At 73.0% G+C, this 11,894-nt stretch carries 12 protein-coding genes; 5 read left to right on the plus strand and 7 right to left on the minus strand.

The window, feature by feature from the left end; genetic code table 11:
• The 3 genes from AOQ53_RS01755 to AOQ53_RS01765 form a co-directional block, all read right to left on the minus strand.
• Nucleotides 1–2,331: type I polyketide synthase (locus tag AOQ53_RS01755; protein ID WP_148640274.1), on the minus strand; the 2,331-nt coding region annotated here is incomplete at its 3' end.
• Nucleotides 2,328–4,091, minus strand: coding sequence for a fatty acyl-AMP ligase (locus AOQ53_RS01760; RefSeq protein ID WP_059414295.1), 1,764 nt, complete (start codon nt 4,089–4,091; stop codon nt 2,328–2,330). The genes AOQ53_RS01755 and AOQ53_RS01760, both read right to left, overlap by 4 nt.
• A gap of 102 nt (nt 4,092–4,193) precedes the next feature.
• On the minus strand, nt 4,194–5,756 hold the full coding sequence (locus tag AOQ53_RS01765; RefSeq protein WP_059414297.1) for an acyl-CoA carboxylase subunit beta: 1,563 nt from the start codon (nt 5,754–5,756) through the stop codon (nt 4,194–4,196).
• Nucleotides 5,757–6,045: 289 nt separating this feature from the next.
• Between AOQ53_RS01765 and AOQ53_RS01770 the strand changes: the two genes are divergently transcribed.
• Both AOQ53_RS01770 and AOQ53_RS01775 read left to right on the plus strand, forming a co-directional pair.
• Nucleotides 6,046–6,903, plus strand: coding sequence for an aldo/keto reductase (locus AOQ53_RS01770; protein WP_059414299.1), 858 nt, complete (start codon nt 6,046–6,048; stop codon nt 6,901–6,903).
• A gap of 187 nt (nt 6,904–7,090) precedes the next feature.
• On the plus strand, nt 7,091–7,342 hold the full coding sequence (locus tag AOQ53_RS01775) for a DUF5133 domain-containing protein (protein WP_059414301.1): 252 nt from the start codon (nt 7,091–7,093) through the stop codon (nt 7,340–7,342).
• A 17-nt stretch (nt 7,343–7,359) separates the two neighbouring features.
• Here AOQ53_RS01775 and AOQ53_RS01780 read toward each other — a convergent pair whose 3' ends face one another.
• Nucleotides 7,360–8,358 carry a GlxA family transcriptional regulator gene (locus tag AOQ53_RS01780; protein WP_059414313.1) on the minus strand — a complete coding sequence of 333 codons (999 nt, stop codon included), beginning with the start codon at nt 8,356–8,358 and terminating at the stop codon, nt 7,360–7,362.
• 188 nt (nt 8,359–8,546) lie between these two features.
• Here AOQ53_RS01780 and AOQ53_RS01785 point away from each other — a divergent pair, with 188 nt between their 5' ends.
• Nucleotides 8,547–9,020 (plus strand): hypothetical protein, encoded by a 474-nt coding sequence (locus AOQ53_RS01785; protein ID WP_059414303.1) that lies wholly within the window; start codon nt 8,547–8,549, stop codon nt 9,018–9,020.
• 140 nt (nt 9,021–9,160) lie between these two features.
• Complete coding sequence (locus tag AOQ53_RS01790) at nt 9,161–9,364, plus strand: hypothetical protein (RefSeq protein WP_059414305.1); 204 nt, start codon at nt 9,161–9,163, stop codon at nt 9,362–9,364.
• Between the two features lie 31 nt (nt 9,365–9,395).
• Here AOQ53_RS01790 and tgmB read toward each other — a convergent pair whose 3' ends face one another.
• The 3 genes from tgmB to AOQ53_RS01805 all read right to left on the minus strand — a co-directional run bounded on the left by tgmB (nt 9,396) and on the right by AOQ53_RS01805 (nt 11,030).
• Nucleotides 9,396–10,379, minus strand: a complete 984-nt coding sequence (tgmB, locus tag AOQ53_RS01795; RefSeq protein ID WP_059414307.1) for an ATP-grasp ribosomal peptide maturase — start codon at nt 10,377–10,379, stop codon at nt 9,396–9,398.
• A gap of 16 nt (nt 10,380–10,395) precedes the next feature.
• Nucleotides 10,396–10,587, minus strand: a complete 192-nt coding sequence (gene tgmA / locus AOQ53_RS01800; protein WP_037669517.1) for a putative ATP-grasp-modified RiPP — start codon at nt 10,585–10,587, stop codon at nt 10,396–10,398.
• Between the two features lie 131 nt (nt 10,588–10,718).
• Nucleotides 10,719–11,030: a YkvA family protein gene (locus AOQ53_RS01805; RefSeq protein ID WP_059414309.1), complete on the minus strand. Its 312-nt coding sequence runs from the start codon at nt 11,028–11,030 to the stop codon at nt 10,719–10,721.
• 246 nt (nt 11,031–11,276) lie between these two features.
• Between AOQ53_RS01805 and AOQ53_RS01810 the strand changes: the two genes are divergently transcribed.
• A complete protein-coding gene (locus AOQ53_RS01810; RefSeq protein ID WP_059414311.1) occupies nt 11,277–11,525 on the plus strand; it encodes a hypothetical protein in 249 nt (82 codons plus the stop codon).
• Nucleotides 11,526–11,894: the final 369 nt, after the last annotated feature.

The following is an 11,894-nucleotide window of genomic DNA, read 5'->3' on the forward strand; positions in this document are numbered from 1 at the left end:
GGGGGAGGAGTGCACGGCGACGTGCACACCGGGGAAGTCCCGCTCCAGGGACTCCAGTTCGGCGTCGTCCAGGTCCACCACGGCCATCGCGCCGCCGCTCAGCCCGTTCAGCAGCCGGGCCCGTACTGCGATGACGCGTGCCCCGTCCGCCACGTCCAGCGCGCCCGCGCACACCGCCGCCGCGACCTCGCCCATGGAGTGGCCGATCACGGCGGCGGGCTCGACCCCGTACGAACGCCACAGCTCGGCGAGGGCCAGCTGAAGGCCGAACAGCACGGGCTGGGCGACGTCCAGTCGGTCGAGACCGGCCCCGGAGGACAGGTGGTCGTACAGGGACAGGCCGCACTCCGGGGCGAGCTGCGGGTCGAGTTTCTCCACGGCGGCGGCGAACGCGGGTTCCTCGGCCAGCAGCCTGCGCCCCATGCCCGGCCACTGGCTGCCGTACCCGGAGAAGACCCACACCGGGCCGCGCCCCACCCGGTCACGGTCACCGGTCACCACCCGCGCGTCCGGATGCCCCGCCGCCAACGCGCCCAGGACATCGGAGAGTTCGGCGCGGTCCCGGGCGACCACGGCGGCGCGTACGGGACCGCGGCCGGTGCGCCCGGCCAGGGTCCGGGCCACGTCGGCGGGGTGCGCGGTGCTCTCGCGCACCCAGTCGGCGAGCCTGCCCGCCGTGTCGCGGACGCGCCCGGCGTCGAGGTCGGACAGCAGATGCAGGCGGGCGGCGGGTTCCTCGGCCGGCCGTACGGGGACCAGGCCGGGTGGTCCCTCCTCCAGCACCACATGCGCGTTGGTGCCTCCGAAGCCGAACCCGGAGACGCCCGCGAGGGCGGTGCCGCCGTAGCGCGGCCAGGGCTCCGGCTCGGTCACCACCCTCAGTCGCTCATCGGCGAGGGACGTGCCCTCCGCGCAGTGCAGGGACGGCGGAATGCTGTCGTGGTGCAGGGACAGGACGGTCTTCACCAGGCCCGCGATGCCCGCGGCGGACTCCAGGTGCCCCAGGTTGCCCTTCACGGAACCCAGCAGCAGCGGCTGGTCCGGGTCCCGGCCCGCGCCGAGCACCGCGCCCAGCGCGCCCGCCTCGATCGGGTCGCCCAGCGGGGTGCCGGTGCCGTGCGCCTCCACGTAGTCGACCTGCGCCGCGGCGAGCCCCGCCCGCGCGTACGCGCTCTCCAGCAGCGCCTGCTGAGCGGCCGGGTTGGGCGCCATCAGGCCGTTCGAGCGGCCGTCGGAGTTGACGGCGGTGGCCCGGATGACGGCCAGCACGCGGTCGCCGTCCCGCTCGGCGTCGGACAGCCGCTTCAGGATCACGGCCGCGCACCCCTCGCCGCGCCCGATGCCGTCGGCCGCCGCCGAGAAGGGCTTGCAGCGCCCGTCCGGTGCGAGCGCGCCCGCTCTGCGGAAGGCGACGGTGACGGCCGGCGACAGCAGCAGGTTGACGCCGGCGGCGATCGCCGTGTCGCTCTCGCCCGAGCGCAGGCTGACGCAGGCGTGGTGCACGGCGACCAGCGAGGACGAGCAGGCCGTGTCGACGGCCAGGCTCGGCCCCCGGGTGTCCAGGACGTAGGCGAGCCGTCCGGCGGTCACGCTCAGGGCGCCCCCGGCCGGCGCCCAGGGATCGACCGCGGCCGGGTCGGCGCCCGTGAGCTGCCCGTACTCGGGGGCCGATACCCCGACGAACACCCCGGTGGCGGTGCCCGCCAGGGACCCGGCCGGGACGGCGGCGTGGTCGAGCGCCTCGTGGACGACCTCCAGCAGGATCCGCTGCTGGGGGTCCATCACCGCCGCCTCGCGCGGGGTGATGCGGAAGAAGTCCGCGTCGAACCCGGCGATGTCGTCGAGATAGCCGCCGTACGGATGCGCGTCGGGGGGCGGGAAGTCGGTGAAGTCGCGCCAGCGGTCCTCCGGGACGCGCCGGATCGCGTCGACGCCCTCGCTCAGCAGCCGCCAGTAGCCGTCCGGGCCGTGCACCCCGCCGGGCAGACGGCAGCCGACCCCGACGACGGCGACCGGCTCGGCCGTCCCGCCCGGCAGTCCGGCTCGCGGCACCGGCGCCGTCTCGGCTGCCCTCGAGCTTCCCGAGGCGTCCGTGCCGCACAGCCGCGCCACCAGGGCCTGACCGGTGGGCGTCTCCCACAGCAGCGTCGTCGGCAGCTCGCGGCCCGTGGCCCGGGACAGCTCACCGGCCAGGGCGACCGCGTCCCGCGAGGACATGCCGAGGTCGGCGAGCGGCCGGTCCATCGGGACGTCCTCGGGAGAGGTGCCGCACCAGACGGCCACCCGTTCGGCGATCAGCCGGCGCAGCGCGCCCTCGTCGAGGGACCTCATCCCGCACCACCGGTCGTCGCCGCACCGGCCTGCCCGCCGTACGCGCCCTCCAGATACCGGGCCCGGGTCAGGGCTCGCGACACCTTCCCGCTGGAGGTACGCGGCACCGTGCCCGGCGGCACCAGGACGACGTCGGCGAGCCGCAGCCCGTGCCGGGCGGAGACGGCACCGCGCACGGCCCGTACCACGGCCGGCACGTCGAGCTCGGCGAGGCGCGCGGTCCGCGCGTGCTCCGCCACGATCACCACCCGCTCACCTCCGCCGCCCGGCACGGCGAACGCCGCGAGCCGGTCGCGGCGCACCACCGGGTCCGTGTCCTGGGCCGTCGCCTCGACGTCCTGCGGATAGTGGTTGCGGCCGTCGACGATGATCAGGTCCTTCAACCGCCCCGTGACAACCAGCTGCCCCTCCAGCACCGTCCCCAGATCACCCGTCCGCAGCCAGCCGCCCGGACCGGCCGAGGCGTCCGCGAACTCGGCGCCGAAGACGCCCTCCGCTCCCCGGTTCCAGTAGCCCCGGCCGACATTCGGCCCCTGCACCCAGATCTCGCCGACCTCGCCCTCCGACAACAGGACCCGGGTCACCGGGTCGGCGATCCGGACCCGCTGGCCCGCCGGGGTACCACAGCCCGCCAGCAGCACCGCGCGGGGATCGTCCGGCCGCGCCGGCAGGGCCTTCCCGGCGGCCAGGGCGTCACGGTCGAGCGCGAACCGGCTGAGCGGCTCACCCGGCCGGGCCGCGCAGACGAACACGGTGGCCTCGGCCAGCCCGTACGACGGGCAGTGCGTCCGCGGTGCCAGGCCCTGGGCGGCGAACGCGGCGTGGAAACGGTCGGCCGTGCCCGGGCGGACCGGCTCGCTGCCGTTGATCAGCGCGGTCACCCGGTCCAGCCGCAGGCCCGCCTTCTGGTCCTCGGAGACGCTCGCGGCGCAGTAGTCGTAGGCGAAGTTGGGCGCGGCGCTCACGGCGTTCGGGTGCGCGGCGAGCAGCCGCAGCCAGCGCACCGGCTCGTGCAGGAAGGCGGCCGGGTCCATCAGTACCGACAGCCCGCCCCGCACCACCGGGGCCGCGACGCTGAGCACCAGCCCCATGTCGTGGTACAGCGGCAGCCAGCCCACGCAGGTCACCGGGCGGACGTCGGCACCGTAGGCGCTGAGCGCCTGGCCGGCGTTGGCGACGACGTTGCCGTGGCTGATCTCCACACCCGCCGGGGCGCGGGTCGAACCGGAGGTGTACTGGAGGTAGGCGGTCGCCCCGGCGTACGGCGGGACGGGCCGCCAGTCGCGGCCGGCGTCGTCGGGCACCTGGTCCGCCACCACGATCCGCGGTCCGTCGGGGCCGAGGAAGTCACGCACCTCGTCCCGGCAGCGGCTCGTGGTCACGACGGCCGAGGGACGCGCGTCGGCCAGCACACCGGCGAGCCGGTCCGCGTGCCCGGGCAGGCCCGGCGGATACAGCGGCACGGCGACCAGCCCGGCGGCCAGGGCCGCGAGGAAGGCGGTGACGTACTCCGTGCCCTGCGGACACAGCAGCGCGACCCGGTCCCCCGGGGCGGCCTGGTCGGCGAGGCGCGCGGCCAGCGCCCGCACCCGTACGTCCAGGCGGCGCCAGGTCAGGGTGCGGTGGACGCCGCGCGAGTGCGGTGCCGGGTGCTCGACGAAGGTGAACGCCCTGCGGTCCGGGGTGTTTTCGGCCCAGTGCCGGACGTACTCCGGCAGCGTGGGGCACACGGGCGCGAGCGGGGGGCGGCGGCTGTCCATCAGGCGGGGCTCCTCACGGCGCGGATCGGCGTACGGCGGGGATCGCGTACGGCGCGCATCGGCTTACGGCGCGGATCGGCTTACGGGTAGCGAACGGGGAGGTCACAGCGGGATGTTGCCGTGCCGGCGTTCCGGCATCGGCGCGCGTTTGCCGCGCAGGGCGCGCAGCGCGCGGCAGACCTGCTCCCGGGTCTCGTGCGGTGCGATGACGGCGTCGACGTAGCCGCGCTCGGCGGCGAGATAGGGTGTGCCGTGGGTGCGCTCGTAGGTGCTGAGCAGGCGGGCGCGCAGCGCCTCGGGGTCGTCGGCCGCGGCGAGTTCCCGCCGGTGCAGAACGCCCACGGCCCCCTCGGCGCCCATGACGGCGATACGGGCGGTGGGCCAGGCGAGGTTCACGTCGGCGCCCAGGTGCTTGGAGCCCATCACCGCGTATCCGCCGCCGTACGCCTTGCGCACCACGACCGTGACCTTGGGAACGGTCGCCTCGGCGTAGGCGTACAGCAGCTTCGCTCCGCGCCGGATGATGCCGGCCTGCTCCTGCCGTACCCCGGACAGATAACCGGGCACGTCGGTGAAGGTCAGCAGCGGGATGCCGAACGCGTCGCAGAACCGCACGAACCGCGCCGCCTTCTCCGAGGCGTCGATGTCGAGCACCCCGGCGGCGTGCAGCGGCTGGTTGGCGACGACTCCCACCGAGCGGCCCTCGATCCGGGCCAGGGCGCAGATGATGTTCGGCGCGAACAGCTCCTGCACCTGGAGCAGTTCACCGTCGTCGACGACCGCGTGCAGGATCGCCCGCATGTCGTACGCCTCGCCCAGCCGGTCCGGGACGACCTCGTCGAGCGCATCCCCCGGCGGGGCGTGCCCGGGGGCGTACTCCGGGGGCCGTTCCAGGTTGTTGGCCGGGAGGTACGACAGCAGGTCGCGCACGGTGTCGAGGGCGTCCTCCTCGTCGGCGGCCAGGAAGTGGGCGTTGCCGTTGACGGTGTTGCTGGTGCGGGCGCCACCCAGCTCCTCGGCCGTGGTGCGTTCGCCGGTGACCGTCTCGATGACGTCGGGGCCGGTGACGAACATGTGCGAGGCGCCGTCCACCATCACCGTGAAGTCGGTGATCGCCGGAGAGTACGCGGCACCGCCCGCGCACGGCCCCAGGACGACCGAGATCTGCGGGATCACCCCGGACGCCTTGACGTTGCGGCGCACCAGCTCGGCGTAGAGGGCGAGGGCGGCGACACCCTCCTGGATGCGGGCTCCGCCGGAGTCGTTCAGGCCTATCACCGGGCAGCCGGTCTTCAGGGCCAGGTCCATCAGCGCGACGGTCTTCTCACCGAAGGCCTCGCCCATGCTGCCGCCGAACACCGTGGAGTCCTGGGCGAACACGCACACCGGGCGGCCGTCGACCGTGCCGTACCCGGTGACCACGCCGTCACCGTAGGGGCGGCGGGCGTCCTGGCCGGCGGGCCGGGCCCGGACGAACAGGCCGGTCTCTGTGAAGGAGTCCTTGTCCACGAGCCGTTCTATCCGCTCCCGGGCCGAGAACTCCCCGCGCCTGCGCGGCCCGCCCGGGGACACCGCCTGGTCACGACGGCGTTCCAGGGCGGCTACGCGTTCCGCGGTGCTCCCGGGTGCGGGCGTCGCCGTTTCCCCCGGACCGGATGCTGTCACCTCTGTGCTCACAACCACCTCCGAAGCGGTCCTCGAATATGGCAGCGAGGTGGGGGAGCGCCGTACTGATCGCCGTTCTGTGTGGGGGAATTGAGTCCTCCGGAGCGGGGTTTCATCCCCGCGTGACAAGGGACCGCCGACCCGGCGGCCGAGGGGCGGGCCGCGATTCAGCTGCCCGAGTGCTGAATGCGTTCTCCTTCTTCTATTGGACCTTGGGCCGCCCGGCGTCCACGCTGGAGTGCACCATCGCCCGACAGCCTCAGCGACAGCCGGAAGAGGTCACGAGCACATGCACAGCCGCCGCATCGGTGATGTCGACGTCAGCGCGATCGGCCTGGGCGCGATGCCCATGTCCATCGAGGGACGACCCGACGAGGACCGCTCCCTCGCCACCATCCACGCCGCGCTCGACGCCGGGGTGACCCTGATCGACACCGCGGACGCCTACCACCGCGGCGCCGACGAGGTCGGTCACAACGAGACCCTGATAGCCAAGGCCCTCGCCTCCCACGACCGCGGCGGCGACGTCCTGGTCGCCACCAAGGGAGGCCATCTGCGCCCCGGCGACGGCAGCTGGACGCTCGACGGCAGCCCCCGCCACCTCAAGGAGGCCTGCGAGGCGTCCCTGCGCCGGCTCGGCGTCGAGGCCATCGGGCTCTACCAGTTCCACCGCCCCGACCCGCGCGTCCCCTACGCCGAATCCGTCGGTGCGATCCGGGATCTGCTGGACGAGGGCAAGATCCGCATGGCCGGCATCTCGAACGCGAACCCCGAGCAGATCCGCCTGGCCAACGAGATCCTCGGCGGCCGCCTGGTCTCCGTGCAGAACCAGTTCTCCCCGGCCTTCCGCTCCAGCGAGCCGGAGCTGGACCTGTGCGACGACCTCGGCATCGCGTTCCTGCCCTGGAGCCCCCTCGGCGGGATCTCGAAGGCCGGCGAACTCGGCTCGGGCCACGCCCCCTTCGCCCGCATCGCCCAGGCACATGGCGTGAGCCCGCAGCGCGTGTGCCTGGCGTGGATGCTCGCCAAGTCGCCCGTGGTCGTCCCGATCCCGGGCGCCAGCCGCCCGGAGACCATCCGCGACTCGCTCGCCGCCAGCGACCTCACCCTGACGCCGGAGGAACTGGCGGAGCTGGACGCCGCCTGAGCAGACCACGAGACCCGGGGCCGGCCATGCGCCGCCCCGGGTCTCGTGCTGTGCACACGCGGTCAGCTCGCCTGACGGTCAGTCAGAAGCGATCAGATTTCGTCAAATCCGCCCCTGGTGAGAAAAACGTGTGAATGTTTCCGCGTGGTTCGGGCATACGCAGCGAAAACAGAGAGAGGGGCGCTACGTGCTCGTACCGGACCGGAAGGTCGTCAGGGAGTTGCTGACGCGATACGCGTCGCTGAGGATCGCTCAGGCGGAGAGGCGCGTGCCGACGGCGGCACGCGAGCTTGAGGACGTCAGCTACACGCTGTGCGTGATGATGGGAACGTCCGACATCACCGACGCCATCGCCAAGGCCGACGCCCTGCTGCTCACCAAGGAGCGGTCCGAGGAAGCGGACGCGGACGGGGAGAACGGTCTGACGCTGGTCGGCTGACATCTCGTAGGGCCCGGTCATGAACCGGGTGTCGCCCCGGCGGCCTGTGAACGGGCCGCCGGGGCGTTCGCCTTCCCGTGGAACGCCGTGCGATACGCGTACGGCGTCGTGCCCACCACCTTGCGGAACCGCTCCCGGAACGCCGTCGGCGAGCCGAACCCCGCCTGCCGCGCGATCCGTTCCACGGAGTGGTCGGTGTTCTCCAGCAGGTACTGGGCGCGCCGCACCCGCGCCCGCAGCAGCCACTGCAACGGTGTGGTGCCGGTCTGCTCGCGGAAGCGGCGGCTGAAGGTCCGTTCGCTCATCCCCGCACGCTCCGCCAGCGTACCCAGCGTCACCTCGTGTGCGAGGTTGTCCTCGATCCACTCCAGCAGCGGCTCCAGCGCCGACCCCCGGGGCACCGGCGGGTGCTCGTGCACGATGAACTGGGCCTGCCCGCCCTCCCGCTCCAGCGGCATGACCGACATCCGGGCGATGTTCGCCGCGACCGCCGACCCCAGATCCCGCCGGATCATGTGCAGGCACAGGTCCAGCGCGGCGGCCGCACCGGCCGAGGTGAGGATCTGCCCGTTGTCGACGTACAGCACGTCCGGTTCCACCTCGACCTGCGGGAACCGGCGGGCCAGGTCACCCGCGGCCACCCAGTGCGTGGTGGCGCGCAGCCCGTCCAGCAGCCCGGCCTCCGCCAGCACGAAGGCCCCTACGCACACGGACGCGATCCGCGTACCGGCCGCGGCGGCCTGCCGCAGGGCCGCCAGCACCGGCTCGGACGGCGGCGCGGCCTCGGGGGAGCAGCCCGGCACGATGATCGTGTCGGCCTCCGCCAGGGCCTCCAGCCCCCGGTCGACGCGCAGGGTGAAACCGCCGTCCGCGCGCACTTCCGGCGTCTCGGCACACAACCGGACCCGGTAGGCCGGCCGCCCGTCCGGCATATGGGTCCAGGCGAACGTCTGCTGGGGTGCCGCCATGTCGAACGGCACCACTCGGTCGAGAACCAGGATCGCCACGGAGTGCATGACCGCCACCCTAGGCGCATTCCCGCCAGGCGCACGAACCGCCGATGTACCGGCCCGGGGCACAACGGAGCAGGTCACAGGAGTTGGCGGGAATCCGTTGGAAGCTGTCGTTTCAGCCCATGGGCGATCACGTCCGGGCTCCCTAACGTGGGCCCGGCACCGTCGACCGCATCATGGAAAGAGCCCCGGTGACCAAGATCCTGCTGTCCCTGCACGTGCTGGCCGCCATCGTCGCCATCGGTCCCGTGACCGTCGCGGCCAGCATGTTCCCGCCCGCGGCGCGCCGCGCCGTTCCCGCGGGCGGCGTCGCCCCCGACCCGTCGGCGGTGAGTACGGTCGCGCTGCTGCACCGCATCTGCCGCGTCTACGCCGGTATCGGGCTGACCGTCCCGCTCTTCGGGTTCGCCACCGGCGCCGCGATGGGTGTCCTGGGCAGCGGATGGCTCGTCACGTCCATCGCGCTGACCGCCGCTGCCGCCGGCATCCTGGTCGCCTTCGTCCTGCCCCGACAGGAGGAAGTCCTCGGCCAACTGAACGGCGAACAGGCCGTCGAACACCGCAAAACCGTTCAACTCGCCATGTTCACCGGCATCTTCAACCTCCTGTGGGCGACGGTCACCGTCCTGATGATCGTCCGGCCGGGCTCCACGACAGGAGCCTGAGCCCCGGCCGTCCGCATGTCACGGATGTCCGGTCTGCGTCAAGTCCACCCGGGGAATTCACACTCCGGGGCACCGGTCCGCCTACACTCGGCTCTCTCGCCCCCGCTACGGGGCCGACGAGCAGAAAGGCGCGTTGACGGGTGTTCCAGGATTCCCCCATCTACGACCGACTCATCGCGGAGTGCGGCGATGTGCCCGCACAGGTACGCCGCGAGGCCGAACGCGTGAGCAGGGAACTGGAGCTGGTCATGCGGCCCGCGCAGTCCCCCGGCTACGACCGCCCGCACTCCCCGGGCACGGGGTGGCAGCGTACGGCCATGCTGCCCGGGCCGCGGCCACAGTGAACCAGGACCGGTGGACGGCCGGTCCCGGTACTCAACAGGCCGTCGTGTTGGCGCCGTTGAGGTGCGACGGCGCCTCGGGAACGGGGCGCGCCAGCCACTCGGCGATGGTGCGGGCGATCGGCTGGCCCGTCTCCACCTCGACGAACCCGAACTGCCCCGACTGATTGCACTCCAGGAACCACCAGGTCCCGTCGGCGTCCTCCACGAAGTCGAAGGCCCCGTACGCCAGTTCGGCATCCCGGAGATAAGCCCGGACGCCCGGCGCGATGCACGACGGCACGTCGGTGGGCCGCCATGGTGCGCCGGGCGCGGCGAACCGCACGTCGACCTCGTCGGGATCCGCGTCCGCGGCGGCCGCCTTGCGGGCCGCCAGCATCCGATCGCCCACCACGGTGAGACGGATGTCGGCCCGCTTGGAGATCCGACGCTGAAGCAGCGTCGGCCCGAACGCGACCGCGGAGAAGTCCGTGTCCGGTGGGACCCGGCTGGTCGGCACGGCCCGGGGCGGGTCCTGCGGATGCGCGCCCGACACCGGCTTGACCACCAGGTCCGGGTAGCGCTCCGAGAACTCGCGGGCGGCGAGCGGGAAGGTCGTGATCAGCGTCGCCGGCACGGGCAGGCCGCACCGCTGGGCGAGACGCAGCTGCCAGGGCTTGTGCCGGGCCCGGCGGGCCGCGTCGGGGTGGTTCATCCAGCGCGCGTCCGAGCCCCGCAGCATGCCGTAGAGCGCCTGGGCGGCCTCCTCGGTCAGCCACGCGGACGGCTGGGCCGCCCGCCCGGCCGGGGTGCCCGGCCTGCGTACCCACACCGACCGCAGCCCCCCGATGCTCACCAGTCGTCCCCCGGCGGACAGATGACCACGGAAACGGCCGTGGACGTACTCCCCGGACAGCGCGACACCGCCGGTCAGATCGGCGGGGTCGACGCGGACCACAGGAACCCCCGTCGCGTGCAGGTGCACGACCACCATGTCCGCGGTCACATCCTCCTCGCAGGTGAGGATCAGTACCGTCATCGTCGGCGGCCCGCGGTCAGTCGTCGAAGTGCGTCTTGGAGCCGGCGGTGGACGTCGTGGTGCCGACCTCTCTCAACAGGGCGAAGTCGGAGGCGGCCACCCGGCCGTCGTGGAGCACGTTCAGCTGCTGTCCGGCGTCGTACACGTACGGAATGGCAGCTTCCAACTCCACTGCCGGGCGCGCGTAGTTGAGCGCGAACGGTTGCATCGTCTCTCCCTCGTCGGTACTGCGCCGATCAAGCCGGATCCAGGGGCACGGCCACCCGGTCCGCCGACTCGTTTCGGCTCCCAGAGACTTATACGAATCGAACGGGTGGTTGGTTTCCTTACTTTCCGTAGTCATCGGGCCGGTTGGCGGTCCGGTCGGCGTGTCGTACTGCGTTCCCGCTCGCCGAGGGAGCCGCGGACGGTGCGCAGAGCGAGCATCAGGACGCCGATGTCGTCCAGGTACACCGGGTCGGGCAGCACGTCGGCAGGCAGCACGAAATAGAGAACCGCGCCCCAGAAGACCCAGCGCGGGCCCGTGGGCAGTCCCGCGCGCCGCAGTTCGCGCCGGGCTCTGACCAGCCGCACGAGGATGCCGACGGCGAAGGCGAGGACCACGGCCGCGAGAACCGCGGCCAGGGTGATCACCGTTGTGGTCGTATCCACGGGCTGCCCTCCTCCTGGCGTACCGCGACACGGGGTGTCCCTTCCTGGATTCCCGTTTCCGGCGGCTGTATTGCGGCCGGGGCCCGACATGTCGGCGCGTCGGCGGATTTTCCCGTGCGGGCGGTCATCCCGGTGGCTCACCCGAGTGGCACGGCGTGACGGGGCGCCTGGTAATGGTCAGCGTAACGTCGTTCGTCACACGACGGGGGCGCAGGAGCGGCCGCACCCTTCCCCGTGGAGGCGAGTATGACCACCTGCTCTTCGCCGCCCCGCTCGAACGAACCTGCCATACCCGACGAGCCGAACGGGTCCGCCCAGCCGTCCGCCGAGACAACCGTTGCCACCGGCACGTACCAGGTGGAGCAGACGGGCACGCAGCCCGCCGCCGGTTCGCACGAGACGTACGGTTCTTCCGACCGGCCGGGTACGCAGATGCCCCACGTCCGCGAGGAGGCCCTCCGGGCAGCCGCCACCGGCCGGTCCGCGGGGAGCTGATCGAGCTGATCGACCGCCTGGGCCTTGAACGTCTGGACCGCACGACCGCCCGCCGGCCGGGGCTTCGCGTCCGGACGACGAGACCGGGGAAGCCGAGAAGTCCGGCCGGCCGGGCAAGCGCCGTGCGGCACGCCCGGCTTCCGCCCGTGAGGCCCACCGGACGCTCGACGACCCGCCTGCGGACCGCCTCCGTGCGACGGACCGGCTCGCCGGGTCCGTGTCGTGGTCGGGCCGGCTCGCGGCCCTGGCGGTGGCCCCGTGCGCGGTGGCCCACTTACCCGCTGCAACGCGGCGGAGCGTCCCTGCTCCTGCACGCGTTCGCCCTCGGCCTGTCGATGCTGTGCACGGTCCTGGCTGCTGGCCCTGCTG

It is taken from the genome of Streptomyces azureus (genome assembly GCF_001270025.1).
In the GTDB taxonomy this organism is placed as follows: Bacteria; Actinomycetota; Actinomycetes; order Streptomycetales; family Streptomycetaceae; genus Streptomyces; species Streptomyces azureus.